This is a genomic window from Pseudomonas sp. RC10-4-2, assembly GCF_050433085.1.
Classification (GTDB): Bacteria; Pseudomonadota; Gammaproteobacteria; order Pseudomonadales; family Pseudomonadaceae; genus Pseudomonas; species Pseudomonas aeruginosa.
In genome coordinates, this window is the sequence record NZ_JBNPXX010000003.1 from 178,675 (window position 1) to 205,102 (window position 26,428).

Consider the following 26,428-nt stretch of genomic DNA (forward strand, 5'->3'; position numbering starts at 1 on the left):
CCCCGAGGAGAAACCCCCTGTGAATGCGAAGACCCGCCCCGAGGCGCAAACGCCGTTGCAGATCGCCCGGCGCCTGGCCGCCGATTTCGCCGAGAACGCCGCCGAGCGCGACGTCGCCGGCGGTACCCCGAAGGCCGAGCGCGACGCGTTGCGCCGCAGCGGCCTGTTGTCGCTGATCATCCCGCGCGAATACGGCGGCCTGGGGGCGAGCTGGAGCGAAACCCTGCAAACCGTGCGCGAACTGGCCCGGGTCGACAGCTCGATCGCCCACGTCTATGGCTTCCAGCACCTGATGCTGGCCACCGTGCGCCTGTTCTCGCGGCCCGAGCAATGGCAGCCGTGGTTCGAGCTGACCGCGCGCAACCGCTGGTTCTGGGGCAACGCGCTGAACCCGCTGGACAACCGTACCGTGGCCCGGCGCTTCGACGGCTGGCGCGAGTTCTCCGGGAAGAAGAGCTTCTGCTCCGGCGCCCGCGATTCGGAGATGCTCATCGCCTCGGCACTGGACGGCGAGGGCGGGGCGCTGCTGATTGCCGCCATCCCCACCGCGCGCAGCGGTATCAGCCTGGGCCAGGATTGGGACAACATGGGCCAGCGGCAGACCGACAGCGGCAGCGCGATCTTCGAGCGGGTGCGGGTGGAGGAGAGCGAGTTGCTGCTCGATCCCGGGCCGCTGAGCACGCCGTTCGCCTGCCTGCGGCCGCTGATCGCCCAGTTGATCTTCACCGAGGTGTTCCTCGGCATCGCCGAAGGCGCCTTCGAGGAGGCTCGCCAGTACACCCTGCGCGAAGCGCGACCGTGGTTCCGCTCCGAGGTCGCCGAGGCCAATGCCGACCCCTATGTGCTGGCGCGCTACGGCGAATTCTGGGTCGGCCTGGAAAGCACCCGGGCGCTGGTCGAGCGCGCCGCGCAGCGCCTCGACGCCGCCTGGTCCAAGGGCCCGGCGCTGGACGCCAGCGAGCGCGGCCAGTTGGCCCTGGCCATCGCCGCCGCCAAGGTCGCCGCGACGCGCAACGGCCTCGACCTGTGCAACCGCATGTTCGAAGTCACCGGCGCCCGCTCCACTCACGCCGCCCTGCGCCTGGACCGCTACTGGCGCAACCTGCGCACCCAGACCCTGCACGACCCGCTGGACTACAAGATCCGCGAGCTGGGCGACTGGGCGCTGAACCAGTCACCGCCGCAACCGACCTTCTACTCATGAACGCTTCTACCCATACTCCCGACCGGCTGCTGACGCTGCCACGTTCGCCGAACCTGGCGACCTCGATCCGCGCCACCGCCCAGGTCTTCGAGGATCCGAAGTGCCAGGCCCTGCTCGAACACCTGCGCCAGGTGGCGCCGAGCGAGGCCAGCGTGCTGGTGATCGGCGAGACCGGCACCGGCAAGGAACTGGTGGCGCGGCATATCCACAACCTCAGCGCGCGGCGCACCGGTCCGTTCGTGGCGGTCAACTGCGGGGCCTTCTCCGAGTCACTGGTGGAAGCCGAGCTGTTCGGCCACGAGAAGGGCGCCTTCACCGGCGCCCTGGCGGCCAAGGCCGGCTGGTTCGAGGAGGCCAACGGCGGCACCCTGTTCCTCGACGAGATCGGCGACCTGCCGATGCCGATCCAGGTCAAGTTGCTGCGCGTGTTGCAGGAGCGCGAGGTGGTGCGCCTGGGGTCGCGCAAGAGCATCCCCATCGACGTGCGCGTGCTGGCGGCGACCAACGTGCAACTGGAGCGGGCGATCAATGCCGGGCACTTCCGCGAGGACCTGTACTACCGGCTCAATGTCGTCAGTCTCGAACTGTCGCCGTTGCGCGAGCGACCCGGCGACATCCTGCCGCTGACCCGCCACTTCATCGCCGAATACAGCCGTCGCCTGGGCTACGGCCAGAGCCAGTTGAGCCCGGAGGCGGCGCAGAAGTTGCGTGCCTATTCCTGGCCGGGGAACATCCGCGAGCTGGAGAACGTCATCCACCATACCTTGCTGATCTGCCGCGACGGGCTGATCCGCGCGGATGACCTGCACCTGTCCAACCTGCGCCTGGAGCGTGGCGAGGAGCTAGCGCGCGGGGGCCCGGCGAGCGGCGCCGCCGAGCACTTGTTGCAGCAGGCTTTCCAGCGTCTGTTCGAAGAGCAGGGCGAGAACCTCCATGGGCGGGTCGAAGATGCCCTGCTGCGCGCGGCGTACCGTTTCTGCCACGGCAACCAGGTGCATACCGCCAACCTGCTGGGACTCAGCCGCAACGTCACGCGCACGCGGCTGATCGCCATCGGCGAACTGGTGGTGAACAAGCGCGGTGGCCAGCGGATCGATGGCGAGCGGGCGGTGCGGTTGTCGATCTGAGTTCAGGCGCTCGGGATCGCGGCGGGTAAGCGCAAGCGGTTATTCGGCCAACCTCCCGCGACTATCCGCCGTGCCGGCGCTGCGGCATTCGCCCAAACCCAGCCGGGCGCAGTAGACTCGGCGCTTTGCGGAGCGTCTGGCTCCGCGCTCTGCGCCAGGTGGAACTGCCCGATGCCCGATACCTCTCCCGATCTGCCGGCCATGTCGCCGCTCGCCGTCTATCGCCAGGCCGTGGAACAGCGCGGTTTCGCTCCCGACGAGGCGCAGCGGCGCGCCGCCGAGGCGCTGGAGCGTTGTTTCCAGGCCCTGCATGAAGCTCACCGCCACGGCGCGATCCAGGGCGTCTACCTGTGGGGACCGGTAGGACGCGGCAAGACCTGGCTGATGGATCACTTCTACCAGTGCCTGCGCGTGCCCGCGCGGCGCCAGCACTTCCACCACTTCATGCAATGGGTGCACCAGCGCCAGTTCGAACTGACCGGTACAGCCGACCCGTTGCGCGCCCTGGCCCGCGAGTTGGCGCGGGACGTGCGGGTGCTGTGCTTCGACGAGCTGTTCGTCAGCGATATCGGCGATGCCATCCTGCTCGGCAGCCTGCTGCGCATCATGTTCGAGGAGGGCGTGGTGCTGGTGGCCACTTCCAACCAGCCACCGGAGCAGTTGTACGCCGACGGTTTCAACCGCGAACGCTTCCTCCCGGCGATCGAGGCGATCCAGCGGCACATGGCGGTGGTCGCGGTGGATGGCGGCCAGGACCACCGCCTGCATCCCGGCCGGGCCGAGCAACGCTACTGGGTGGTGGAGGCGGGGCAGGCGAGCGGTTTCGCCGAACTCTTCGCGCGCCTGAGTGCCGGCGAAGCGGCATCCACGCAGCCCTTCGAACTGGGGCACCGCCCGCTGGCGGTGCACCGGCACAGCGAATCGGTGCTCTGGTGCAGCTATGCGCAGCTCTGCGAGGCGCCGCTGTCGGCACTGGACTTCATCGGCCTTTGCGACCGCTACCGGGCGATCCTGATGGACGACCTGCCGTGCCTGAGCGCCAGCCAGCGCGAAGGCCGCATAGCCCGTGGCACCGAGGACGGCGCGCAACTGGTGGAGGCGGGGGATCGCGAATTGCCGCAGTTGTCGGTGCACGACGACGGCGTGCGGCGCTTCATCGCCCTGGTGGACGAATGCTACGACCGCAAGGTGCCGCTCTACCTGGAGGCCAGGGTGCCGTTGGAGGCACTTTATACCGAGGGCTACCTGGCCTTCGCCTTCCGTCGCACCCTCAGCCGGCTGCGCGAGATGCAGCTGGCACGCTTCGGCAGCGACAGCGCCGGCTAGCGCCGCGCCGCCGAAGCGGGAACTGCGGATGGCCGCCCGCGCTCATCCGCCGGCCAGGCCGAGGCTCAGTAGCCGTGCCGGCGCAGCAGCGCGTCCATGTCTTGCGCCGCCGGGCGGCCCTGGAACTTCAGCAGTTCCGAGGTGCGGTTGGTGAAGAAACCGTCGACGCCGGCCGCGCCTAGGGCCTTGAAGTCTTCCGCCGAGTCCACCGAGTAGGCATGGATGAACAACCCGCGCGCGTGGGTCATGCGGTTCATCCAGGGTTTCACCAGGTCGGCGTAGCTCTGTTCGCCGCGTTCGCTGAGGGTCGCCGAGGGCCCGGTGCCCAGCGCGCCGTGGGCCTTGGCCCAGTCCAGCCAGGCGCCGAACTCGGCTTCGGACTTCACTTCCTGCCTGGCGTAGAAGGCCGCCTTGTCGGTTTCCCCGGATTCCTTGAAGGTCACTGGCGAACGGGCTTCCAGGTAACCGTCGCCGAGCCACAGCAGGAGAATCTTCGGCACTTGCGGCATGCTTTCTTGCAGCAGCTCCAGGCTGCTCTTCTCGAAGGTCTGCAGGATCACCCGGCCATTGCCGTGGGCCACGTCGACATGCCCGGCGGCGGCGCGCTCGCGGGGTTGCAGCCAGCCGCGGCGTTCCAGCAGCTTGCGCAGGTCGTCTTCGATGCCGGGGAATTGCGCCGGTACCTTGGTCTCCAGGTACAGGCCCGGCTTGTTGGCGCCGCCCTCGGCGATGTCGAGCATCTCGTCGAGGGTGAGGATGCGCAGGCCGACGAAGCCGGGCCGGGCGCGCTCGGGGAAGGCGCGATTGAACCAGGAGCCGGCGTCCAGGCGCTTGAGTTCGGCGAGAGTGAAGCTGCTCACCGGGTCCTTGGCGCGCTCCGGGAAGACCTCGGCGACGTCGGTGGTGCGCTCCAGGGTGTCGTCGTGGAGGGCGACCAGCACGCCGTCGCGGCTGCGCTGCACGTCGGCTTCCAGGTAGTCGGCGCCGAGGTCGCGGGCCAGCAGGTAGGCCGCGGCGGTTTCCTCGGGGGCGTCGTACGAGGCGCCGCGGTGGGCGATGACCGCCGGCCAGGGCACGCCGGCGGCGGCGCTGAGGGCCTTGCCGGACGGCTCCGCGGCCTGGGCGGCGAGCCCCGCCGTCAGGCCGAGGAGGCCCAGGGTCTTGAATGTTCCTTGCCAGAATCTTTGCCGCATGAGGCGCCTTTCCTTCTTTCTTTTTCACGGGATTGCCGACCAGTCTGGCGTCGCCGGATGACCGGAGGACGACAGATACAGGTCTGTCCGGCGCGGGGAAAGATGCGCTGTCGCGGCGACGCTGGTTCCTGTCGCCCTCGGCAAAGCGCCAGCCCTCCCAGGCCGGGAGGGCGGATTCTACAGGCGTTTGTTCAGCAGGCGGGCCAGGCGGTCGCCGCCGAACTGGATCAACGTGACCAGCAGCACAAGGACGATGATCACGGTGAGCATCACCTGGGTGTCGAAGCGCTGGTAGCCGTAGCGGTAGGCCAGGTCGCCCAGGCCGCCGGCACCGATCGCGCCGGCCATGGCCGAGGAATTGATCATGGTCACCAGGGTGATGGTGAAGCCGCCGACGATGCCCGGTCGCGCCTCCGGCAACAGTACGTTGCAGATGATGTGGCGGCGTTCGCAGCCCATCGCCTGGGCCGCCTCCACCAGGCCGTGGTCGACTTCGCGCAGGCTGACCTCGGCGATCCGCGCGAAGAACGGCGTGGCGGCGATGGTCAGCGGCACCACCGCGGCCCAGACTCCATAGCTGGTGCCGACGATCATCCGGGTAAAGGGAATCAGCGCCACCATCAGGATCAGGAAGGGTACCGAGCGCAGCACGTTGACCAGACCGCCCAGGATGCGATTGAGCAGGCGCGCCTCGAAGATCCCGCCCGGCCCGGTGGTGACCAGCACCAGGGCCAGCGGGATACCCACCAGCAGGACGATGGCGGAGGACGCGCCGATCATCAGCAGCGTATCGAGGAAACCTTGCCAGAGCCGTTCAAGCATGGGCGACATGGCCGAGCACCTCCACCTTGTCCGCCACCAGCGCGGCCTTGGCCAGCACGCCGGGAAGCTCGCCGGGCGGCGCGCCGACCTGTAGCAGCAGGCGCCCCAGGGCGCGGCCCTGGATACGCTCTATGCCGCCGTGGAGCAGGTCGACGCGCTGGCCGATGGCCCTGGCGATGGCCAGCAGGTCCGGTACCCGTCGGCTGGCGCCGGTGTACTGGAGATCGAGCAGCACCGGGTCGCCGGCGCCGGGAGCCTGGCGCAGGCGCGCCTGGAGGTCGGCCGGGAGGGCGGCGCGCAGGCTGCCGAGCAGGCTTCGGGTGACGGCATGGCGCGGATCGCCGAAGACTTCCCAGACTTCGCCCTGTTCGACGATGCGGCCGCATTCGAGGACCACCACGCGGTCGCAGATCTCGCGGATGACCGCCATCTCGTGGGTGATCAGGACGATGGTCAGGCCCAGCCGGCGGTTGATGTCGCGCAGCAGCGCGAGGATCGCCTGGGTGCTCTCCGGGTCCAGCGCCGAGGTGGCTTCGTCGCAGAGCAGTATCTGCGGCTGGTGCACCAGCGCGCGGGCGATGCCGACGCGCTGTTTCTGCCCGCCGGAGAGCTGTGCCGGATAGGCGTCGCGTTTTTCCTCCAGGCCGACCAGTTGCAGCAGCCCGGCGACCCGCTCCTCGATCCGTGCCCGGGGCACCCCGGCCACCCGCAGCGGCAGGGCGATGTTCTGCCGCACGGTCTTGGCCGACATCAGGTTGAAGTGCTGGAAGATCATGCCGATGCGTCGGCGCAGGGCGACCAGGCGCTGGCCGTCGTAGCCGCCGATGTCTTCGTCGTCGATCAGCACCTGCCCCTCGCTGGGACGCTCCAGGCGATTGAGGGTGCGGATCAGCGAGGACTTTCCGGCGCCGCTGCGGCCGATGATGCCGAACACTTCGCCGCGGCGGATTTCCAGGTCGATCTCCCGCAGGGCCTGGACTCCACCGGGGTAGCGCTTGCCCAGGCCGTGGAGACGGATGTGCGGCGTGGAGGCGCGCGTGTCGGGCGCCGTCGGGAACGGTTCGAGGGGCAGCAGGCTCGGGGGAACGGTCATGGCCGTCACTCCCAGCCCGGCTGGTACAGCGTGCCATGGGCCTTGTCCAGCGCGGCGCGGACCACCGGTGAATGCTGGTAGATGTCGACGAAGCGCGCCAGGCGGCCGTCGCGGTCCTGGTAGTCGCCGCGGGTGACGAACTGGATCACGTATTCCCGGTTGTCGATCCCGTCGAACAGCAGTGCCCGGGTCGGGTCGATGGTCCCGGCCAGGCGCAGGTAGTGCGGGTAGCCCTGGGCCAGGTCGAAATCGTCGAGGGCGCGCGCCAGTTGCACCGCCTCCAGCTCGGTGATGCGGATGTCCTTCGGGTTGTCGACGATATCGTCGAGGGTCGCCTTGTAGCCGACGCCGTCCCTGAGCTTCAGCAGGCCGGCCTTCTGTAGCAGTTGCAGGCCGCGGCCGCCATTGATCGGGTCGTTGGCGATGGCCACGCTGGCGCCTTCCGGCAACTCTGCGAGGCTGGCGTAGCGCTTCGAATAGAGCCCGACGTTGTTGATGATCCCCGGCGCGAACGGCTTCAACTGGAAGCCGCCTTCGCGGTTGGCGTTTTCCAGGAAGGGCACGTGCTGGAAGTAGTTGGCGTCGATGTCGCCCTGGGCGAGGGTGATGTTGGGGGCGTTCCAGTCGCTGAACTCGACCAGTTCGACCTTCAGTCCCTGCTTGCCGGCTTCGCTCACGGCGACTTCCAGCGGCGGGGCGAAGGCGGCGGTGGTGCCGATCTTCAGCGGGGCGTCGGCGGCCTGGGCCGGGCCGCTGCCGAGGAGGACGGCCAGGCTCAGGGTTTTCAGGGTGTTCAGCATGGTGGGCTCCTGAACGAAAGGGAAAGTGGGGTCAGGCCTGGCGCTGGCGTGCGGCCGGGGGCTGGCGGAAGGCGGCGCCGGCGTGTTCCGCCTGCAGGCGCGCGCGGCCGCCGCCGAAGAGCTTCTCCCGCAGGGTGCCGGGGGCATAGGCGGTCTTGTAGCTGCCGCGTGCCTGCAACTCGGGCACCACCAGGTCGATGAAGTCGGCGTAGCTCTCCGGCTCCACGGTGCGGGTCAGGTTGAAGCCGTCCAGGCCGGTATCGGCGATCCAGCCTTCGAGGTCGTCGGCGACCTGGCGCGGGTCGCCTACCAGGGTCACGTAGCGGCCGCCCAGGGCCAACTGGTCGAGGAGCTTGCGCACGGTGGAGTCGGTGCGCGCCACGGTGAGGTTCTTCACCACCGACTCGATGGCGTTGTTCTTCTCGTAGCGGATCGGCTCGTCGAGTCCGTAGCGCGACAGGTCGATGCCGCTGGAGCTGGCGAAGTGCGCCAGGCCGGCCTCGGGGCTGGCGTAGCGGCGGTACTCGGCATGCTTGTCGCGGGCCTCGGCCGCGGTGGCGGCGACGATCACGTTGATGCCCATGAAGATCCTGATGTCCTCGGCGCGACGGCCGGCGCCGACCACCGCCGCGCGGATGCGCTGCACCAGCTGGCGGGTGGCCTCGCGGGTCTGTCCGGAGACGAACACGCATTCGGCGTGGCGCGCGGCGAAGGCCAGGCCACGCTCCGAGGAGCCGGCCTGGAACAGCACCGGGGTGCGCTGTGGAGAGGGCTCGGCGAGGTGGTAGCCCTCGACCTGGTAGAACTCGCCATGGTGGCGGATCTTGTGGATCTTCTCCGGCCGCGCGTAGACCCGTCGCTGGCGGTCGGCGAGCACCGCGTCGTCTTCCCAGCTGCCCTCCCAGAGCTTGTAGAGGACCTCCAGGTACTCGTCGGCGCGGTCGTAGCGGCGGTCGTGCTCGATCTGCGCGGACTGGCCCATGGCCTTGGCCGCGCTTTCCAGGTAGCCGGTGACGATGTTCCAGCCGATCCGCCCGTCGCTCAGGTGGTCGAGGGTCGAGAGCCGCCGGGCGAACGGGTAGGGCGCCTCGTAGGTGAGGTTGGCGGTGACGCCGAAACCCAGGTGCTCGGTGACCCCGGCCATGGCCGAGACCAGCATCAGCGGGTCGTTCACCGGCAACTGGACGGCTTCGCGGGCGGTCACCTCGATGCCGCCCTGGTAGACGTCGTAGACGCCGAGGATATCGGCGATGAACAGGCCGTCGAACAGGCCGCGCTCCAGCAGCCGGGCCAGCTCGGTCCAGTGGCGCAGTTTGCGGTAGTCGCTGGAGCGGTCGCGCGGGTGGGTCCAGAGGCCGTGGTTGATATGGCCGACGCAATTCATGCTGAAGGCGTTTAGGAGAATCTGCTTCTTGCTCATGGCGGTTCCTTCGGCGTTCAGAGCGTGCCGCGGCGTGGCGGCAGGCGGCCGTTGAGGTAGTAGTCGCCGACCGCGTGGTACTTCCAGCGCACCGGGTCGTGCAGGGTGTGTACGCGGGCGTTGCGCCAGTGGCGGTCGAGACCGAGTTCGGCGAGACAGGCGCGGCTGCCGCCAAGCTCGATCAGCTTGCTGCCGGCCAGCAGGGCGACCTCGGTGGTCAGCGCGCGGGCTTCGGCGACGGCGATCGAGGCGGCCGCCACGCTTTCCGCGTCCGGCTCGGCGGTGGCCCGGTCGAGCACCCGCCCGGCACGCTCCAGCAGCGCTTCGGCGGCGTGCAGGCGGATCGCCAGGCGGCCGATCTCATGGATGGTCAGTGGGTCGGCGCTGGCCTTGTCGACGCCGGAGTCGACCCAGGGCCGGGCGCGCTCGCGGACGAAACGCAGGGTGTCCTCGAAGGCGCCGCGGGCGATCCCGGCGTCGATCGCCGCGTGGAGGATCTGCGCCAGCGGGCCGACGGTGGTCGGGCGCTCGAAGGCGTCCTGGAACGAGACCACGTCCTCGGCGGCCACCGCTACCCGGTCGAACAGCGCCGAACCGCTGCCGGTGGTGCGTTGACCGAAGCCGGACCAGTCGTCGACGATTTCCAGCCCGGCGCTGTCGCGCGGGACGAAGGCCAGTTGCTGGCGGCCCTCGTCGTCCACCGCCAGGGTCGGCACCCGCTGCGCGTAGAGTGCGCCGGTGCAGTAGAACTTGCGCCCGTCCAGGCGGTAGCCGTCGCCGTCGGCGCGCAGGCGGGTACGGCGCTCGCTGGCGGTACGCGTGCCGATCTCGGCCAGGGCGTTGCCGAAACGCTCGCCGGCCAGGGCGGCGCCGAACAGGCGACCTTTCTGCGCCGGCGAGCCGTTCACCCGCAGCACTTCGAGGGCGTAGAAATGGTTCTGCGGAATCTGCCCCAGGGAACTGTCGGCGGCGCTGACGATCGCCACCACCTTCGCCAGGGTCACCCGCGAGACGCCGGCCCCGCCGTATTCGCGGGGCACCGCGATGCCCCACAGGCCGGAGCGGGAGAACAGTTCCAGTTCTTCCAGCGGCAGGCGCCGCTCGCGGTCGCGCTGGATGCTTTCGCGGGCGAACAGGGCGGCCAGCTCGCGGGCCGTTTCCAGGGCTTCGTCGTCGCTGCCGATGCGATGGGCAGCGGCCGTGGGATTGTCGCGCGTAGCGTGTGCGAGGCTCATCGGGCGCTCCTCAGATCCATGAGTGACGCGCCGGACGGGCGCCGTTCAGGTAGTAGTCGCCGACCGCGTGGACTTTCCAGCGCACCGGGTCGTGCAGGGTATGGGTGCGGGCGTTGCGCCAGTGCCGGTCGAGGTTGAACTCGGCGAGCGTGGCACGGCTGCCGGCCAGCTCGAAGAGCTTCTCGCTGGCGGCCAGGCTGATCTCGGTGCTCAGCACCTTGGCCTCGGCCACGGCGATCGAGGCGCGTGCCGCCGACTCGGCGTCCACCGGCCGCGCGGCCACTTCGTCGAGGACCTGGCCGGCCTTCTCCAGCAGGGCGTTGGCGGCGTGCAGCTCGATTTGCAGGCGGCCGACCTCGGCGATGCTGTAGAGCTCATCGCTGGCGCGTTCGACCTGGGCGTCGATCCAGGGCCGGCTGCGTTCGCGGACGAAAGCCTGGGCGTCGTCCAGCGCCGCCTGGGCGATGCCGGCGTCGATGGCGGCCTGGATCAGTTGCGAGACGGCGCCCTGGAGGCTCGGGATCTCGGCCAGCAGGCCGTTGTGGATCAGCATGTCGCCGGCTACCGGAACCTCGTCCAGCAGTACCGTGCCGCTGGCGGTGGTGCGCTGGCCGAAGCCGGACCAGTCGTCGACGATGCGCAGGCCGGGAGCGCCGCGCTCGACGAAGAGCATCACCGCGCGCTCCTCCTCGTCGATGGCCTTGACCGCCACCCAATGGGCGAACAAGGCTCCGGTGGAGTAGAACTTCTCGCCGCTGACCCGGTAGCCGTCGCCGTCGCGACGGACCCGCGCCTTCAGCTCCAGGGTGTGGCGGGTATTGCGCTCCGGGCCGGCGTTGGCCAGCCGGCGGCCGTCGAGGATGCCACGGAACAGCTTGCGTTTCTGCGCCGGGCTGGCGACGTTGTCGATCACGCTGAGCAGGCCGAACTGGTTCTGCGGAATCTGTCCGAGGGCCGGGTCGGCGGCACAGATGACACGGAACACCTCGGCCAGGGTCACATGGGAAACCTGCGCGCCGCCATGGGCGCGGGGAATGCCGATGCCGCCCAGGCCGAGGCGGGTGAAGAGTTCCAGTTCCTGCCAGGGCAGGCGTCGTTCGCGGTCGCGTAGCGCCGCTTCGCGACGGGCCAGTCCGGCTACCTCGTGGGCGGCCTGCAACGCCTGGGCGTCGTTCTCGATGAGGCGTGCCGGGAGTAGCCGGGGCGCCTGGTCACGAAGATCCTTGGGTGCGGTTTCGTCGGTCATGGTTCAGCCTTGCAGCGTGGTGGTTCCGCCAGCGGCATCGGTGTGGCGCGGCTCGCGGGTTCGGTGGTGCGGGTGGAACGCCTGGAGGAGGGAGGGGAAACAGGCGGTAACGACATGCTCGCTGGGCACCTCTGGCAGTTCGGATAGGTGGCTGGCGCGATCGCCAAGCCTCTGCCGGGTCTGTTTGCACAAGCCGTGCCGTTTGCTAATCCATAGAAAAATCAAAGAGTTGGAGGTTTTCTCCAACAGTTTCTGCTGGTCCGCGGGCGCTGCCTGTTGCTCCGCTGTTGCCAGGGCAACAGTTACCGGCGGATTACAGCCGGATGCCGCGCGCCAGCGCCGTGCTGCTAGGGTGATAGGGTTTCGCGCGCGGCGGCCTGGCGCGCGCCCACCCACTCGGATCGTCGAAGGAACTCCCATGCAGAGCGCTAACGCTTCAGAACTCACCACCGACATCGCCGTGATCGGCGGCGGCGCGGCCGGCATCGGCGTGATCGCCAGCCTGCTGAAACGTTCGCCGGGGTTGCGTATCAGCCTGATCGAGCCGGCGGACACCCACTACTACCAACCGGGCTGGACCCTGGTCGGTGGCGGCGCCTACGCACAGGGCGACACCGCGCGGCCGATGGCCGGGCTGGTCCCGCCCGGCGTGGAGTGGTTGCGCACCCGCGTCGAGCGGGTCGACCCCGAGGCGCGCCGACTGTTGCTGGAGGGCGGCGACAGCCTGGAATACCGCAACCTGATCGTCTGCCCCGGCCTGCGCCTGGCCTGGGAGCGCATCGAGGGCCTGGAGGAGACCCTGGGGCGCAACGGCGTCACCTCCAACTACCGCTACGACCTGGCGCCCTACACCTGGGAGCTGGTGCGCGGCCTGCGCGGCGGCAAGGCGCTGTTCACCCAGCCGGCGATGCCGATCAAGTGCGCCGGGGCGCCGCAGAAGGCCATGTACCTGTCCTGCGACCACTGGCTGCGGGAGGGCGTGCTGCAGGACATCGAGGTCGAGTTCGACCTGGCCGGCGCGGCGTTGTTCGGTGTCGCCGATTTCGTTCCGCCGCTGATGGAGTACGTGCGCAAGTATTCGGCCGAGCTGGCGTTCAATTCCAACCTGGTGAAGGTCGACGGCGCGGCGCGCAAGGCCTGGTTCGAGGTGAAGGACGCCGACGGCAACACCAATCTGGCGGAAAAGGACTTCGACCTGCTGCACGTGGTGCCGCCGCAGCTGCCGCCGACCTTCGTCGCCGCCAGCGGCCTGGGCGACGCGGCCGGCTGGTGCGAAGTCGACCCGGCGACCCTGCAACATGTCCGTCATGGCGAGATTTTCGCCCTCGGCGATGTCTGCGGCACCGCCAACGCGAAGACCGCGGCGGCGGCGCGCAAGCAGATCGTGGTGGTGGCCGAGAACCTTCTCGGCCTGCGCAGCGGCCGTGGCCTGCCGCTGCGCTACGACGGCTACGGCGGTTGTCCGCTGACCGTCGAGCGCGGCCGGGTGGTGCTGGCGGAGTTCGGCTATGCCGGCAAGCTGCTGCCGACCTTCCCGCTGGAGCCCACCGCGGCCAGCCGCTTCGCCTGGCTGCTCAAGCGCCACGTACTGCCCTGGGTGTACTGGAACGCCATGCTCAAGGGCCGGGAGTGGCTGGCGCGGCCGGGGCGCTAGACCGGGCGGCAGCCCTCGGCCTGACCCTCCGCACGGCCGGCCTCAAAGCTCGTGGGCGAACGGCAGGTCCGGCCCCACCCGCGAGCAGGTGACCGCCGCCGCGCGGATGGCGAAGGCGAGCATCGCGTCGATCGCTTCCCGCGACAGCGCGGCTAGCCCGGCCGGGCTGTCGGCGTCGAGGCGGCGGAGGTAGGCGAGGGTCGCCGCCTGGAAGGTATCGCCGGCGCCGACCGTATCGCGCAGTGGCAGGGCGGTATCCGCCGGGCGACTCCAGCTGCCGTGGGTGCAGTGCACGCTGGCGCCGGCCCCGCCGTGGGTGACGAAGACCAGCCGGCAGCGCGGGTTCAGCCAGCCGCGGGCCACCTCGCCGGGGTCGCGCCCGGGGTAGAGCAGGGCCAGGTCTTCCTCGCTGGCCTTGATCAGGTGCGCATGACTGGCGAAGGCCTCGACCCGGCGCCGCCAGAGGTCGATGTCCGGCTGCGGGTCGAGGCGCACGTTGGGATCCAGGCTGACCAGGCGCCGGCCGCTCTCGCGCCGGACCAGCGCCAGCAGGGTGTCGGCCACCGGTGTCACCACCAGGGTATAGGAGCCGACGTGCAGCCCGCGTATCCGCCCATCCAGCGTCGGCAGGTGTTCCAGGCGCACCTGGCGGTCGGCGCAGCCGTCGCCGCGGAACTGGTATTGCGCCGAGCCGCTGGCGTCGAGGCCGACCATCGCCAGGGTGGTCGGGGCGTCGCTGGGCACCAGGAAGCCGCAGTCCACGCCTTCTTCTTCGAGCACCCGGCGCAGCCGCGTGCCCAGGTAGTCGCTGGACAGCCCGCCGAACAGCGCCGCCTCCACGCCCAGCCGGCGCAGGCCGACGGCGACGTTGAACGGCGAGCCGCCGGCGATCGCGGTGAAGCCCAGCTCGTTGCTGCGCGCAGCGCTTTCCAGGCTGAAGACATCGAAAAGGGCCTCGCCACACACCAGGTACATGCAGATCTCCAAAACGCCAGAAGAGGAAGGAAAGCGACCATTATCGCGGAGGCAGGTGCTCCAGGTAACGCCGGTAGGCCTGTTCGTAGGCCGCCTGTTGTCGCGCCTGGGGCTGGGTGCGGGTCGACTCGTCGAGCGCCACGCAGCGACGGCACAGGGCTTCCAGGCTTTCACCGGCGCCGCTTTCGCGGCCCAGGCTCCAGGCCGCCTGGAGCGCCGCGCCAAGGGCGGCGGCCTCGGTCTGCCGCGGACAGACCAGCGGCAGGCCGAGCAGGTCGGCGAGCGTCCGCCGCCACAGCGGGTTCTTCGCCGCGCCGCCGACCAGGCGGATTTCCTCGCCCGGCAGGCCGCTGGCGCGCAGCAGGTCGAGGCCGTAGCGCAGGCCGAAGGCGGTGCCTTCGAGCACCGCCCGGCAAAGATTGGCGCGGCTCAGGTTGGCCGCGGTCATGCCATGCAGGCTGGCGCTGGCATGCGGTAGCGCCGGAACCCGCTCGCCGTCGAAGAACGGCAGCATCAGCAGACCCTCGGCGCCGACCGGCGCCTGGGCGGCCAGCCGGGAGAATTCGTCGAGGTCGAGGTGCAGCAGGTCCTGTACCAGGCCGCAGGCGCCGGTGAGGTTCATCGTGCAGGCCAGCGGCAGCCAGCCGCCGGACGAGGCGCAGAAGGTCGCCAGCTCGCCGTGCGGACTGACCAGCGGCCGCTCGGCATAGGCGCTCAGGGTGCCGGAGGTGCCCAGGCTGGCGGTGAGCAGGCCGGGGCGGATGTTGCCGGTGCCGATGGCGGCGAGCATGTTGTCGCCGCCGCCGCCGGCGACCCGCGTGTGGGGAGCCAGGCCGAGGGCGGCGGCCGCTTCGGGGCGCAGGTTGCCGATGCAGGCGCCGGGCTCGATCAGCTCCGGCAGCGCCGCCGCCAGGCGTCCGCCCGGCTCGACCAGCTCCAGCACGTCGCTGGCCCAGGTGCGCCGGCGCACGTCGAAGTAGCCGCTGCCGGAGGCGTCGCCCGCTTCGCTGCAGACGCGGCCGGTGAGCCAGTGGTTGAGGTAGTCGTGGGGCAGGAGGATGTGCGCGACGCGGGCGAACAGCTCGGGAAAGCGGCGCCTGCTCCAGAGCAGCTTGGACAGCGTGTAGCCCGGCGCGAGCACCAGTCCCAGGCGTTCCAGCGAGCCGGCCGGGCCGCCGAGGGCTTCCAGCAGCTCGCGGTTCTCCGCCGCGCTCTCGGTGTCGCACCAGAGCTTGGCCGGGCGCAGCGCCCGGCCCTCGGCGTCGAGCAGGAGCAGCCCATGCTGCTGGGCGGAAACCGCCAGGGCGCGGACCTCGCGGCCGTCCACCGCGGCTTCTTCCAGGGCCATGCGTACCGCGCTGGCCATGGCTTCCAGCCAGTCCGCCGGGTCCTGCTCGCGGCGTCCGTCGCGGCCTTCCGGCGGGCGCTGCGCGGCGCTGCCCAGGCCCAGCGTGCGGCCGCTGCCGGCGTCGAGCAGCAGCGCCTTGCTGCCTTGGGTGCCGCAATCGATGCCGAGGAACAATCCGTGCATGCGGCCCTCCGGAGTCATTCGCCGAGTACCTGGCGCAGGGTTTCGCTGACGCCGTGTCGGCGCAGGCTGTCGTAGAGCCGCTCGAAGGCCTCGACGAAGGCCGCCGAGGCCGGGATCGCCGGGCCGAACACGGTCTCCACGCCGAGCAGGCGCCGGCCCAGGCCGTGGCGTTCGGCAACCAGCGCCTGGCATTCGGCGGCGCGCGGATCGGGAATCGGGTAGCGTTCGCCATGCTCGTCGACCCCGCCCAGGTACAGCGCCCAGGCCGCCACCACCAGGGCCACCCGTTCCAGCGGCCGGCCGGCGGCGATCAGCCGATTGGCGGTGGGGACGATGAACTTGGGAAACTTCGACGAGCCGTCCGAGCAGACCCGTTCCAGTTGGTCGGCGATGGCGCGGTTGGCGAAGCGCTCGACCAGGCTGTCCTTGTAGCGTTCCAGGTCGATCCCCGGTACCGGTGCCAGCAGCGGGGCCACGTCGCGGTCCATGAAGGCCCGCACGTAGCGGCGCAGCAGCGGGTCGCCGAGGGTCTCGTGGACGAAGCGGTAGCCGCGCAGGAAGCCCAGGTAGGTGAGCGCCAGGTGGCTGCCGTTGAGCAGGCCGATCTTCATCTCCTCGTAGGGCGTGACGTCGTCGGTGAACTGCACGCCGACCTTTTCCCAGGCCGGGCGCCCAGCGCTGAAACGATCTTCCAGCACCCATTGCACGAAGGGTTCGCAGACCACCGGCCAGGCGTCTTCCACGTCGTGCCGTTGGGCCAGTTGGCGGCGGTGGGCGGGGCTGGTCATCGGGGTGATGCGGTCGACCATGGCGTTGGGAAAGCTGACGTGCGTCGCGATCCAGCGCGCCAGCCCCGGGTCGAGCCGTTCGGCGAAGGCCAGCAGCGCCTTGCGCGCCACCTCGCCGTTATGCGGGAGGTTGTCGCAGGACATCACGGTGAACGCCGGCACGCCTGTGTCGCGGCGCCGCCGCAGAGCCTCGCAGAGAAAGCCGAAGACCCCGCGCGGGGTCCGCGGGTTGGCCAGGTCGTGGCGCACCAGCGGCAACTCGGCGAGGAACTCGCCGCTGCCATCGTCGATGCAGTAGCCGCCTTCGGTGATGGTCAGCGAGACGATGCGGATGGCCGGCTCGGCAAGTTTTTCCAGCAGCGCCTCGGCGCCGTCCTCGGCGAGCAGCATGCCGCTGATGGCGCCGATCACGCGGACCTCGGTGTCCGGTTGGTCGCCCAGCTCGTAGAGGGTGTAGAGGTAGTCCTGGGCGGCCAGGGCGTCGTGCATGGCGCGGTCGTCGCTGCGCAGGCCGGCGCCGCAGATCGCCCAGTCGAGGGCTTCGCCGCGGTTCATCAGGGCGTCGGTGTAGGCCGCCTGGTGCGCGCGGTGGAAGCCGCCGACGCCGATGTGGACGATGCCCTGGCGCAGTTGCGCGGGGTCGTAGGACGGGCGGGCGACAGCGGTCGCCAGCAGGGGGAGGTGCTGCCGGTTGAGTTTCATCGGTGGGTTCCCGCTGGCGGCTTCAGGCCGCCTGTTGCAGTCGTTTGTCGAGGGCCTGGCCGTTGCTGTCGAACAGGTGGCAGTGCGCCGGATCGAAGCCCAGCTCCAGGGGGGCGCCGTAGTCCGGTGCGAAATCGCCGCGCACGCGCAGGGTGAGCATTTCCCCCGAGTCGGCGCGGACATGGCAGAAGCTGTCGCTGCCCAGGCGTTCGCTGACGTCGGCGGCGACCCGCAGCAGGCCCTGGAAGGCATGGCCCGGGCGGGCGATGTTCAGGTGTTCCGGGCGGATGCCGAGGGTCACCGGGCTGCCGGTGGCCAGCTCGCCGGCGCATAGCGGCAGGCCGACGCGCGCGCCGCATTCGAGGGCGACCTCGCAGCGCTCGCCCTGGTTGCGGCTGAGATGGCCGCGCAGGAAGCCCATCTTCGGCGTGCCGAGGAAGCCGGCGACGAACAGGTTGGCCGGATGGTGGTAAAGCTCCAGCGGCGAGCCGACCTGCTCGACGCGCCCGCCGTTGAGCACCACGACCTTGTCCGCCAGGGTCATCGCCTCGACCTGGTCATGGGTCACGTAGATCATGGTCGCCGCCAGTTCCTGGTGCAGCCGCGCCAGTTCCAGGCGCATCTGCACGCGCAGGGCGGCGTCGAGGTTGGACAGCGGTTCGTCGAAGAGGAATATCTTCGGGTTGCGCACGATCGCCCGGCCGATCGCCACCCGCTGCCGCTGGCCGCCGGAGAGCTGGCGCGGCTTGCGCTCCAGCAGCGCTTGCAGTTCGAGGATGCGTGCGGCGGCGTCGACCTTGGCGGCGACCTCGCGCTTGTCGACGCCGGCCAGGTCGAGGGCGAAGGAGAGGTTCCTGCGCACCGTCATGTGCGGGTACAGCGCGTAGGTCTGGAAGACCATCGCCAGGTCGCGTTTCGCCGGCGGGGTGTCGGTGATGTCCGTGCCGTCGAGGGCGATGCTGCCGCCGCTGGCCTCTTCGAGGCCGGCGATCAGGCGCAGCAGGGTCGACTTGCCGCAGCCGGAGGGGCCGACGAAGACTACGAACTCGCGGTCGCGGACGTCGAGGTCGATGCCCTTGATGATGGCCTGGCCGTCGAAGCCTTTCTGCAGGTTGCGGATCTTGAGATCAGCCATGGCGGAATACCTCCGTGGACGAAAGGATGGGGATGCGCTTCATTTCACGGCGCCGAAGGAAAGGCCGCGTACCAGCTGCTTCTGGCTGATCCAGCCGAAGACCAGGATCGGCGCGCAGGCGAGGGTGGAGACGGCCGAGAGCTTGGCCCAGAACAGTCCTTCGGGGCTGGAATAGGAGGCGACCAGGGCGGTCAGCGGGGCGGCGGCCGAGGAGGTCAGGTTGAGCGACCAGAAGGCCTCGTTCCAACACAGGATCAGCGACAGCAGCAGGGTCGAGGCGAGCCCGCCGCGGGCGATCGGCAGCAGTACGCGGACGATCTCCTGCCAGGTGCCGGCGCCGTCCAGGCGCGCTGCTTCGAGGATGTCCACGGGGATGTCCTTGAAGTAGGTGTACACCATCCAGACCACGATCGGCAGGTTGATCAGGGTGTAGACGATGATCAGCGCCAGCCGCGAATCGAGCAGGCCGAACTGCTTGGCCAGCAGGTAGATCGGCATCAGTACGCCGACCGGCGGAAGCATCTTGGTCGACAGCATCCAGAGCAGCGTGCGCTTGGTGTGGCGGGTCTCGAAGAAGGCCATGGAGTAGGCCGCCGGCACCGCGACGAGCATGCACAGGAGAGTCGCCGAGGAGGAGATCAGCAACGAGTTCCAGGCGTAGGCGAAGTAGTCGCTGCGCTCGTTGATGTGCAGGTAGTTCTCCAGGGTCGGCTGGAAGATGAACTGCGGCGGCGTGGCGAAGGCGTCGATCTCGCTCTTGAAGCTGGTCAGCAGCATCCAGAAGATCGGGAAGAACAGCAGCAGGGCGATGCCCCAGCAGAGCAGGCCGAGCAGGGCATTGCGCAGGCGGCGGGATTGCTTGAGTGTCAGCATGGCGGGTTCCTCAGCTGCGCTCGGTAAGGTTCTTGCCGATCATCCGCACCAGCACGATGGCGGCGATATTGGCGATCAGCACCGCGATCAGGCCCCCGGCCGAGGCCATGCCGACATCGAACTGCAGCAGCGCCTGGTTGTAGATCAGGTAGGCGAGGTTGGTCGATTCGTAGCCGGGGCCGCCGCTGGTGGTGGTGAAGATCTCGGCGAACACCGAGAGCAGGAAGATCGTCTCGATCATCAGCACCACCGCGATGGGCCGCGCCAGGTGCGGCAGGGTCAGGTGCCAGAAGATCGCCAGCGGACCGGCGCCGTCGAGGCGGGCAGCCTCCTTCTGCTCCTGGTCGAGGGACTGCATGGCGGTCATCAGGATCAGGATGGCGAAGGGCAGCCATTGCCAGGAGACGATGAGGATGATCGACAGCAGCGGATAGTGCGCCAGCCAATCCACCGGCTCGGCGCCGAACAGGCGCCAGACGGCGGCGAGGATGCCCGAGACCGGGTGGAAGATCAGGTTCTTCCAGAGCAGCGCGCTCACCGTCGGCATGATGAAGAACGGCGAGATCAGCAACACCCGCACCGCGCCGCGGCCGAAGAATTCGCCGGCCTCCAGCAGCGCGGCGATGAGCACGCCGAACGCCACGCTGATCGCCAGCACGCTGCCCACCAGCAGCAGGGTGTTCAGCGCGCCGGGCAGGAAGCCGGCGTCGGTGACGAAGAAGGTGAAGTTCTCCACGCCGACGAAGGCATTCTCGCCGGGATACAGCAGGTTGTAGCGGATCAGCGAGAAATACAGGGTCATGCCCAGGGGCACGATCATCCACAACAGCAGCAGCGCCACCGAGGGGCTGACCAGGAGCCAGCCAGGGCCGCGCCGGCGGCGCTGGAGACGGCGGCGGGCGGGACGGGCCGGGAGCGGGGTATCGAGGGCCGAGGTGTTCATGGCGACTCCGTCTGGATCTTCAAGGACAAGCGCTCGAGCAGCGCCGCGCCGGGCGCGGCTGCGCCCGGCGGCGGACTACTTCGGATAGCCGGCGCGCTTCATCTCGCGGGCGGTGCTCTGCTGCGCGGCGGCGAGCGCCTGGTCGCTGCTCATCTGCCCGGTGAGGGCGGCGGAGAACAGCTTGCCGACCTGGGTGCCGATGGCCTGGAACTCGGGGATGGTGACCAACTGGATGCCGACATAGGGCACCGGCTTCAGCGTCGGATGGTTGGGATCGACGCGCTTCAGCGATTCCAGGGTGACCCGTGCGAACGGCGCGGCGGCCAGGTAGGCCTCGCTGTAGGTCGAGGTGCGGGTGCCGGGCGGCACGTTGGCCACGCCTTCCCTGTCCGCCACCAGCTTGCCGTACGCCTGCGAGGTGGCCCAGGTGGCGAAGGCCTTCGCCACGTCCTTGGCGCGCGAGCTGGCGGGAATCGCCAGGGCCCAGGAATACAGCCAGGAGGCGCCCTTGTCGGTGACTTCCCGGGGGGCGAAGGCGAAGCCGGTGGCGTCGGCGACCTTGCTCTGGCTCTTGTCGGTGACGAACGAACCGGCGACGCTGGCGTCCACCCAGATCGCGCACTTGCCGCTGTTGAACAGCGCCAGGTTCTCGTTGAATCCGTTGCTGGAGGCGCCGGGCGGGCCGTACCGCTTGAGGGTGGAGACATAGAAGTCGAGAGCCTTCTTCCATTCGCCGCCGCTGAATTCGGGCTGCCATCGCTCGTCGAACCAGCGTGCGCCGAAGGCGTTGGCCAGGGTGCCGATCAACGCCATGTTCTCGCCCCAGCCGGCCTTGCCGCGCAGGCAGATGCCGTACTGGCCCTGATCCGGGCGGTTGAGCCTGGCGGCGAATTCGCCGAGCTGGGTCCAGGTCGGTTGCTCGGGCATCCGCAGCCCGGCCTGCTGGAACAGGTCCTTGCGGTAGTAGGTGATCGAGGCTTCGGCGTAGAACGGCAGGGCGTACAGCGTGCCCTTGACGGAGAGACCGTCGCGCACCGAGGGCAACAGGTCGTCCAGGGCGTAGTCGGCGGGCAGCCCGCTCATCGGCTCCAGCCAGCCCTTGGCGCCCCACAGCGCGGCTTCGTACATGCCGATGGTGAGCAGGTCGAACTGTCCGCCCTGGGTGGCGATGTCGGTGGTCAGGCGCTGGCGCAGGACGTTCTCTTCGAGCACCACCCATTTCAGCGCGATGTCCGGGTGGCTTTCCTCGAACACCTTGGACAGGCGTTGCATGCGGATCATGTCGTTGTTGTTGACCGTGGCGATGGTCAGGGCCTCGGCGCCCTGGGCCAGCAGGGGCAGGGCGAGGCAGGCGGCGGCCAGGCAGGCCTTGATCGAGTCGTTCATCGGTGAACTCCTCTTCCGGGCCGGCGGGCGGCGCGGAAGACATTATTGTTTTTGTGTCGCTCGCTGCCGATTACACAGGCGCGTCACGCAACCGACAAAGCCTCGACTGCACTTCGACCGATACTTTTTTGCACCGCCGGGTGGGGCGCTGGCGGCTCAGAGCAGGTTCTGCTCGGTCAGCCGCTGGGTCACCAGGCGCCGGTAGCCGGTGGGCGTCATGCCCTTGAGCTGCTGGAAGCGCCGGTTGAAATTGGACAGGTTGCTGAAGCCCGACTCGAAGCACACCTCGGTCACCGGCAGCTCGCTGCGGGCCAGCAGCTCGCAGGACTTGCTGATGCGCAGGCGGTTGACGAACTCGACGAAGCCGCGCCCGGCGGCCTGCTTGAAGAAGCGCGAGAAGTAGGTGGGGGTCATGCCCAGGTGGGCGGCGACCTGCTCCTGGGTGAGGTCCTGGGCGTAGTGCTGGAAGATGTAGTCCACCGCCCGGTTGATCCGTTCGACGTTGTGCTCGTCGGCCAGTTGCGAGGACGTGACGGTAGAGAGCAACTGGTAGTCCTCGCATTCGGCGAGCTGTTCCATGAGGATAAAAAAGTATCCCAGGCGGGTCATGCCGCCGCTGTCGGCGATGCGTTGCAACAGTCGCCGGCTTTCGCCGATCAGCGCCGGGTCGCGGAACTCGATGCCGTAGCGCGCCCGCGCCAGCAGCGGGGCCAGGCGGTTCAGCTCGGAGAATACGCCGCTGCCGTCCTCCAGCACCTCGTCGGTGAAGTTCACCAGCATGTCGCGCCGGGCCACCACCTCGTCGGGCTCCACCTGGCTGATCCAGTTGTGCGGCAGGTTGGGACCGGTGAGGAACAGGGTGTCGGGGGCGAAGTTGCCGATGTAGTCGCCGATGAATACCTTGCCGGAGCTGGCGACGATCAGGTGCAGCTCGTATTCCTTGTGGAAGTGCCAGCGCACCAGCGGGCTGGGGAAGCCGTGCTGGCGGTAGATCAGCGAATGGCCTTCGTGATCGTCCATCAGCTCGTAGGACGGATCGGTGACTTTGCTGGCTCTGGGCATGGGCGCGGGCCGACCGGGGGAACGAAGGCACATCCTAGCCCGAAGCGGCGGGGCTGTGCAGGGGACCACCCGCGAGCCTCGCTCCCCTGCGTGGCGCCGGGTGGCCGCAGGGGCGGGTAGCGGGCCGTGGCTCTATCCGCCGCCATCCGCTTCAACGCCGCGCCGTGACCTGCGGCGTGGCGCCGGGAACCGCCAGGTTCACCGCCTTCTCCTCGCGCGGCGTACCTTCGGGCACCCAGTCGTAGGCCACCGGCAGCGCGCGGTAGACCCAGTTGCTCCGGGCGTCGCCGCGCGGCGCCTTGCCGAAGTAGGGGCTGACGTACTCCCAGACGATCTCGCCGCCGGGCGTTACCTGGAAGAAGCGTCCGTTCTGCCCTTCGTCGATCAGCGTATTGCCGTTGGGCAGGCGCCGCGCGCTGCTGATGAAGGCGCTGTAGAAGGCCCAGCCGGGCTGCTGCGAGTCCTCGGCAGTGTATTGCCAGACGATCTGCTTCTTCAGCGGGTCGATTTCCAGTACCCGCGAGCCGGAGACCAGCCCGCGCTGTACCGAGGGGTAACCGGCGTCACCCTGGTTGTCGAACACCAGCAGGTTGCCGGCGCCCGGCAGGCCCTCGGGAATGAGGTGGGCGTCGTGCTGGCCACTGATCTGGTCCACCGGGCGCGGCAGCTTACGGGCGCTCTTCGGGTCGATCGGCGGAAGGTTCGGGCCGAGGCGCCAGACCACCTTGCCGCTGGCCTTGTCGACGATCGCTATGAAGTTGGCGTTGCGTGAGTCGAGCAGCAGGTTTTCCGGGGCGAAGCGCCGGTCGCCGGCAGCGTGCCAGCGGTTCTCGCCGAGCGGGGCGAGGTTGTTGATGTGCAGGTAGTCGGGGTTCTCGCTGGCCCGTACCCGCTTCAACTGGTCGGCGGTGAATCCGAATTCGTCGAGATGCTCCGAAGCGGTCCAGCTCCAGGCCAGCTTGCCCTGCGGCGTGACCTCGTAGATCACGTCATCGATTACCCGGGGCACGGCGAAGCCCTTCACCGCGTGGACCTTGTTCGCCAGCAGCAGGGTGTTGCCGTTGGCCAGCCGGCGCTGGTCGTGGTGCTGATGGGCGGCGCCGCCCGGCGCCTGGTCACCCCAGCGCCAGACCTCCTTGCCATCCCAGTCCAGCTCGCCGAGGGCCTGGTTGGCCAGGCCGTTGCCGGGCGAGGCCAGCTTGTCCGGAGCGGCCAGGTCGGCCAGTTGCAGCAGCACATGGCCGCGCTTGCCGCCGTTCAGGGCCGGGTCGATCACGGCGGCGGGGAAGCCGGGGTAGTCCCAGCGCTTCACCTCGTTGCCGTTCATGTCGATCAGGTGGGTCTTGCGGTCTGCGCCGCTGAAGATCACGTACTGGTTGAAGGCCTTCTGCGGGTCGTAGCGGGTAACTCCGGTGGGGTAGACGCTGGGCGCGGCATGGGCGCCGGCGGCGAGCAGCGCGGCGCTGAGCAGGAGCATCGGGAATCTGGGCATGGCGGGTTCCTCGGCGATCGGTTCAGAAGTCGTAGCGGGCGGTCACGCCCAGGGTGCGCGGCGTGCCGAGCACGCCGGCGTAGCCGCCGTTGGCGGAATTCCAGAGGCTGGTGAAGTAGGTCTTGTCGAAAGCGTTCTTCAGCCACAGGGACAGGTCCCACTGGCCGTCCCCGTAGTCGCCGCGCAGGCCGGCGGAGGCGTTGACCAGGGCGTAGCTGGGGATCTGTCCGTATGCGGAATCGTCGATGGTGCCCACCGCCCTGGAGCGGAACGCGTAGCTGGCGGTGAGGTAGGGCTCCAGGCCATCGTCGAGCTTCCAGCGATACTCGCCATTGAGGTTGGCGATGTACTTCGAGGCACCGACCACCTGGTGCCCGCTGAGGTCGCAGGACGCCGGGGCGCCGGTCTGGAAGGCCACCTCGGGGGCGCACGGGGCGTTCTTGTAGGACAGGTAGCGAACGTCGTTGTAGGACGCATTGAAATTCAGGGTCAGGCCGCGGATCGGCAGGGCCGTCGCTTCGAACTCCAGGCCGCGCGAGCGCACATCGCCGGCATTGGTCAGGTACTGGGTGCGGTTGGCCTCGTCGTAGGCATTGGCCTGGTAGCCGTGGACCACGGTCCAGAACAGGTTGCCGTTGAGGATCAGGCGGTTGTCGAGGAGGGTGGTCTTCAACCCCAGCTCGGCATCGTTGGCGCGCTCGGTGCCAATCAGCAGCGAGTCGGCACCGGCGCTGGGAGCGCTGGCCACGGTCAGGTTGACGCCGCCGGATTTCTCGCCGTGGGACAGCGAGGCGTAGCCCAGAACCTGGTCGCTGAAGCGGTAGCTGAGGCTGAGCAGAGCGGACGGACTGACGCTGTGCAGGCCGATGTCGCCGCTGTCGTAGGCGCCGACCCTGCCGTTGCGCGCGGCCGCCGCCGCGCCGCTCACCGCGGCGCCGCCGAGCGGGGCGTAGCGTTCGACCCAGGCGGACTTTTCCTCGTAGGTGCCGCGCACGCCGGCGGTGAGGTCCAGGCGCTCGGTTAGGTGCCAGGTGCCCTGGGCGAACAGCGCGTAGCTGTCGGTGTCGATGTGCCCGCGACCGCGGGTGCTGACGTCGCTCAGGGCGCCGGCGGGGGTTCCGTTCCAGATGTCTGCCCTGGGCCCGTAGTCGGTGAAGGACTTGTTGTCGAGGTCCTGGCCGAAGTAGTAGGCGCCGAGCACGTAGTCGAAGAAGCCGCCGCTGGGCGAAGCCAGGCGGATTTCCTGCGACCACTGCTTGTCGCGCACCGAGACTCCGGCGTTATAGGCCGCCGGTACGTCCAGGCCGTCGTCGTTGCGCGGCGTGAAATCCCACCAGCGGTAGGCGCTGATGGAAGTGAGGGTGAAGTCGTTGGCCAGCTTCCAGTTGGCTTCCACCGAGGTTCCGCCCTGGAACACCGTGACCTGCTGGTCCGAGTCGAAGTTGACCTTGCGCCGATGGCCGTCCACCAGCGTCGCGCCGGCCGCAGCGGCGCGCTGTTCGTAGCGGTTCACGCCGTTCACCGTGGGGCCGCTGCTGAACAGGGTAAGGACACCATTGTCGGAGTCTTCCTCGTTGTAGTCGCCGATCCAGCGCAGGCTGAAGTCGTCGTTCGGCTTGAACAGCAACTGCCCGCGGAAACCCTGGCGTGCGCCGCCGTTGAGGGTATTGCCGTCGTGGAGGTTCTTCACGTAGCCGTCGTCGCGGGTGCGGTAGGCCGACAGGCGCCCGGCGAGGGTCTCGCCGAGCGGTCCGGAAATCGTGCCCCTGGCCTGGAAGTAGCCGTCCTCGCCGCCGGATATCTCAACGCTGCGCTCCGGAGTGAAGCTCGGCGCACGGGTGCCGATGTTGATCACCCCGGCCGTGGTGTTCTTGCCGAACAGGGTGCCCTGCGGGCCGCGCAAGACCTCCAGCTGCTCGATGTCGAGAAGGTCGAACGAGGCCATGCCGGGGCGGCCGAGGTAGACGTTGTCGAGGTACAGCCCGACGCTGCCTTCCAGGCCGTCGCTGGCCGGGTTGTTGCCGAGGCCGCGGATCGACACGCTGGACTGGCGCGCGTGGACGTAGGCGACGTTGGTGCTCGGCACCAGTTGCTGCAGGTCCTGCACCCGGTAGATGCGCTGGCTCTCCAGGGTTTCGCCGCCGAGCACGCTCATCGCGGTGGGCACATCCTGGGAGTTTTCCACCCGTCGCCGCGAGGTCACCGTGACGGTCTGCAGGGTGGTGGCCGGCTGCGCCTGGCGCGCCTCTTCGGTGCCCGCGGGGGTGTCGTCGGCGCCGGCCAGTTGCGCCCCTCCGGCGCAGGCCAGGCAGATCGACAGGGGCAGCAGGCGACGGCGGAACGGTGCGCTGCGGGACGACGGGATGGAGCGGTACGCGGGTCGGCGATTCATGTGTGGGTCCTGGATGAAGGGGTGACTGC

At 69.2% G+C, this 26,428-nt stretch carries 21 protein-coding genes; 4 read left to right on the forward strand and 17 right to left on the reverse strand.

Annotated features, from left to right (window positions below):
* The first annotated feature begins 19 nt into the window (after nt 1–19).
* From FHW81_RS16370 to zapE, 3 genes are all read left to right on the forward strand, one after another.
* Nucleotides 20–1,204, forward strand: coding sequence for an acyl-CoA dehydrogenase family protein (locus FHW81_RS16370; RefSeq protein WP_003104714.1), 1,185 nt, complete (start codon nt 20–22; stop codon nt 1,202–1,204).
* A complete protein-coding gene (locus tag FHW81_RS16375) occupies nt 1,201–2,331 on the forward strand; it encodes a sigma-54 interaction domain-containing protein (protein WP_429479490.1) in 1,131 nt (376 codons plus the stop codon). The genes FHW81_RS16370 and FHW81_RS16375 overlap by 4 nt, the downstream gene beginning before the upstream one ends.
* Nucleotides 2,332–2,502: 171 nt before the next feature.
* The gene (zapE, locus tag FHW81_RS16380) at nt 2,503–3,657 is read left to right on the forward strand and encodes a cell division protein ZapE (protein ID WP_023122514.1); all 1,155 of its coding nucleotides are present in this window, start codon (nt 2,503–2,505) and stop codon (nt 3,655–3,657) included.
* 65 nt (nt 3,658–3,722) lie between these two features.
* Here zapE and FHW81_RS16385 read toward each other — a convergent pair whose 3' ends face one another.
* The 7 genes from FHW81_RS16385 to FHW81_RS16415 form a co-directional block, all read right to left on the reverse strand.
* Nucleotides 3,723–4,850, reverse strand: coding sequence for a glycerophosphodiester phosphodiesterase (locus tag FHW81_RS16385; protein ID WP_003122702.1), 1,128 nt, complete (start codon nt 4,848–4,850; stop codon nt 3,723–3,725).
* Nucleotides 4,851–5,027: 177 nt separating this feature from the next.
* Nucleotides 5,028–5,681 (reverse strand): methionine ABC transporter permease, encoded by a 654-nt coding sequence (locus tag FHW81_RS16390; RefSeq protein ID WP_003111646.1) that lies wholly within the window; start codon nt 5,679–5,681, stop codon nt 5,028–5,030.
* Nucleotides 5,665–6,774: a methionine ABC transporter ATP-binding protein gene (locus tag FHW81_RS16395; protein ID WP_010895607.1), complete on the reverse strand. Its 1,110-nt coding sequence runs from the start codon at nt 6,772–6,774 to the stop codon at nt 5,665–5,667. The genes FHW81_RS16390 and FHW81_RS16395 overlap by 17 nt, the downstream gene beginning before the upstream one ends.
* The gene (locus tag FHW81_RS16400) at nt 6,771–7,565 is read right to left on the reverse strand and encodes a MetQ/NlpA family ABC transporter substrate-binding protein (RefSeq protein WP_003115004.1); all 795 of its coding nucleotides are present in this window, start codon (nt 7,563–7,565) and stop codon (nt 6,771–6,773) included. Before FHW81_RS16400 ends, FHW81_RS16395 begins: the two co-directional genes overlap by 4 nt.
* A 31-nt stretch (nt 7,566–7,596) precedes the next feature.
* Nucleotides 7,597–8,985, reverse strand: a complete 1,389-nt coding sequence (locus FHW81_RS16405) for an LLM class flavin-dependent oxidoreductase (protein WP_003106871.1) — start codon at nt 8,983–8,985, stop codon at nt 7,597–7,599.
* 17 nt (nt 8,986–9,002) lie between these two features.
* On the reverse strand, nt 9,003–10,220 hold the full coding sequence (locus FHW81_RS16410; RefSeq protein WP_012614156.1) for an SfnB family sulfur acquisition oxidoreductase: 1,218 nt from the start codon (nt 10,218–10,220) through the stop codon (nt 9,003–9,005).
* 10 nt (nt 10,221–10,230) lie between these two features.
* Nucleotides 10,231–11,466: an SfnB family sulfur acquisition oxidoreductase gene (locus tag FHW81_RS16415; protein WP_003106870.1), complete on the reverse strand. Its 1,236-nt coding sequence runs from the start codon at nt 11,464–11,466 to the stop codon at nt 10,231–10,233.
* A gap of 418 nt (nt 11,467–11,884) precedes the next feature.
* Here FHW81_RS16415 and FHW81_RS16420 point away from each other — a divergent pair, with 418 nt between their 5' ends.
* A complete protein-coding gene (locus tag FHW81_RS16420; RefSeq protein ID WP_003106867.1) occupies nt 11,885–13,120 on the forward strand; it encodes an NAD(P)/FAD-dependent oxidoreductase in 1,236 nt (411 codons plus the stop codon).
* Nucleotides 13,121–13,162: 42 nt separating this feature from the next.
* Here the strand turns inward: FHW81_RS16420 and FHW81_RS16425 are convergent, their stop codons facing one another.
* The 10 genes from FHW81_RS16425 to FHW81_RS16470 form a co-directional block, all read right to left on the reverse strand.
* Nucleotides 13,163–14,095, reverse strand: a complete 933-nt coding sequence (locus tag FHW81_RS16425) for a carbohydrate kinase family protein (protein ID WP_003106865.1) — start codon at nt 14,093–14,095, stop codon at nt 13,163–13,165.
* A 40-nt stretch (nt 14,096–14,135) separates the two neighbouring features.
* Entirely contained in the window at nt 14,136–15,644 is a 1,509-nt protein-coding gene (gene xylB / locus FHW81_RS16430) for a xylulokinase (protein ID WP_003122708.1), read from the reverse strand.
* Nucleotides 15,641–17,116, reverse strand: coding sequence for a mannitol dehydrogenase family protein (locus FHW81_RS16435; protein ID WP_003105368.1), 1,476 nt, complete (start codon nt 17,114–17,116; stop codon nt 15,641–15,643). The genes xylB and FHW81_RS16435 overlap by 4 nt, the downstream gene beginning before the upstream one ends.
* Nucleotides 17,117–17,138: 22 nt before the next feature.
* Entirely contained in the window at nt 17,139–18,251 is a 1,113-nt protein-coding gene (locus FHW81_RS16440; RefSeq protein WP_003089446.1) for an ABC transporter ATP-binding protein, read from the reverse strand.
* 39 nt (nt 18,252–18,290) lie between these two features.
* Nucleotides 18,291–19,124 carry a carbohydrate ABC transporter permease gene (locus FHW81_RS16445; protein ID WP_003105365.1) on the reverse strand — a complete coding sequence of 278 codons (834 nt, stop codon included), beginning with the start codon at nt 19,122–19,124 and terminating at the stop codon, nt 18,291–18,293.
* 10 nt (nt 19,125–19,134) lie between these two features.
* Nucleotides 19,135–20,067, reverse strand: a complete 933-nt coding sequence (locus FHW81_RS16450) for a carbohydrate ABC transporter permease (RefSeq protein ID WP_016561905.1) — start codon at nt 20,065–20,067, stop codon at nt 19,135–19,137.
* 75 nt (nt 20,068–20,142) lie between these two features.
* Entirely contained in the window at nt 20,143–21,453 is a 1,311-nt protein-coding gene (locus tag FHW81_RS16455; protein WP_106120653.1) for an ABC transporter substrate-binding protein, read from the reverse strand.
* A gap of 156 nt (nt 21,454–21,609) precedes the next feature.
* Nucleotides 21,610–22,515, reverse strand: a complete 906-nt coding sequence (locus FHW81_RS16460; protein ID WP_003089438.1) for an AraC family transcriptional regulator — start codon at nt 22,513–22,515, stop codon at nt 21,610–21,612.
* Between the two features lie 151 nt (nt 22,516–22,666).
* Nucleotides 22,667–24,007 carry an aryl-sulfate sulfotransferase gene (locus FHW81_RS16465; RefSeq protein WP_023088806.1) on the reverse strand — a complete coding sequence of 447 codons (1,341 nt, stop codon included), beginning with the start codon at nt 24,005–24,007 and terminating at the stop codon, nt 22,667–22,669.
* Nucleotides 24,008–24,029: 22 nt separating this feature from the next.
* Complete coding sequence (locus tag FHW81_RS16470; RefSeq protein ID WP_003117849.1) at nt 24,030–26,399, reverse strand: TonB-dependent receptor; 2,370 nt, start codon at nt 26,397–26,399, stop codon at nt 24,030–24,032.
* Between the last annotated feature and the right edge of the window lie 29 nt (nt 26,400–26,428).

Bases quoted from the DNA above. Each gene is read 5' to 3' on its own strand.
- xylB (WP_003122708.1), bottom strand. From the start codon at position 15,644: ATGACTCCGGAGGGCCGCATGCACGGATTGTTCCTCGGCATCGATTGC.
- FHW81_RS16450 (WP_016561905.1), bottom strand. From the start codon at position 20,067: ATGAACACCTCGGCCCTCGATACCCCGCTCCCGGCCCGTCCCGCCCGC.
- FHW81_RS16455 (WP_106120653.1), bottom strand. From the start codon at position 21,453: ATGAACGACTCGATCAAGGCCTGCCTGGCCGCCGCCTGCCTCGCCCTG.
- FHW81_RS16375 (WP_429479490.1), top strand. From the start codon at position 1,201: ATGAACGCTTCTACCCATACTCCCGACCGGCTGCTGACGCTGCCACGT.
- FHW81_RS16445 (WP_003105365.1), bottom strand. From the start codon at position 19,124: ATGCTGACACTCAAGCAATCCCGCCGCCTGCGCAATGCCCTGCTCGGC.
- FHW81_RS16405 (WP_003106871.1), bottom strand. From the start codon at position 8,985: ATGAGCAAGAAGCAGATTCTCCTAAACGCCTTCAGCATGAATTGCGTC.
- FHW81_RS16460 (WP_003089438.1), bottom strand. From the start codon at position 22,515: ATGCCCAGAGCCAGCAAAGTCACCGATCCGTCCTACGAGCTGATGGAC.
- FHW81_RS16400 (WP_003115004.1), bottom strand. From the start codon at position 7,565: ATGCTGAACACCCTGAAAACCCTGAGCCTGGCCGTCCTCCTCGGCAGC.
- FHW81_RS16465 (WP_023088806.1), bottom strand. From the start codon at position 24,007: ATGCCCAGATTCCCGATGCTCCTGCTCAGCGCCGCGCTGCTCGCCGCC.
- FHW81_RS16415 (WP_003106870.1), bottom strand. From the start codon at position 11,466: ATGACCGACGAAACCGCACCCAAGGATCTTCGTGACCAGGCGCCCCGG.
- FHW81_RS16385 (WP_003122702.1), bottom strand. From the start codon at position 4,850: ATGCGGCAAAGATTCTGGCAAGGAACATTCAAGACCCTGGGCCTCCTC.
- FHW81_RS16420 (WP_003106867.1), top strand. From the start codon at position 11,885: ATGCAGAGCGCTAACGCTTCAGAACTCACCACCGACATCGCCGTGATC.
- FHW81_RS16425 (WP_003106865.1), bottom strand. From the start codon at position 14,095: ATGTACCTGGTGTGTGGCGAGGCCCTTTTCGATGTCTTCAGCCTGGAA.
- FHW81_RS16390 (WP_003111646.1), bottom strand. From the start codon at position 5,681: ATGTCGCCCATGCTTGAACGGCTCTGGCAAGGTTTCCTCGATACGCTG.
- FHW81_RS16470 (WP_003117849.1), bottom strand. From the start codon at position 26,399: ATGAATCGCCGACCCGCGTACCGCTCCATCCCGTCGTCCCGCAGCGCA.
- FHW81_RS16410 (WP_012614156.1), bottom strand. From the start codon at position 10,220: ATGAGCCTCGCACACGCTACGCGCGACAATCCCACGGCCGCTGCCCAT.
- FHW81_RS16435 (WP_003105368.1), bottom strand. From the start codon at position 17,116: ATGAAACTCAACCGGCAGCACCTCCCCCTGCTGGCGACCGCTGTCGCC.
- FHW81_RS16440 (WP_003089446.1), bottom strand. From the start codon at position 18,251: ATGGCTGATCTCAAGATCCGCAACCTGCAGAAAGGCTTCGACGGCCAG.
- zapE (WP_023122514.1), top strand. From the start codon at position 2,503: ATGCCCGATACCTCTCCCGATCTGCCGGCCATGTCGCCGCTCGCCGTC.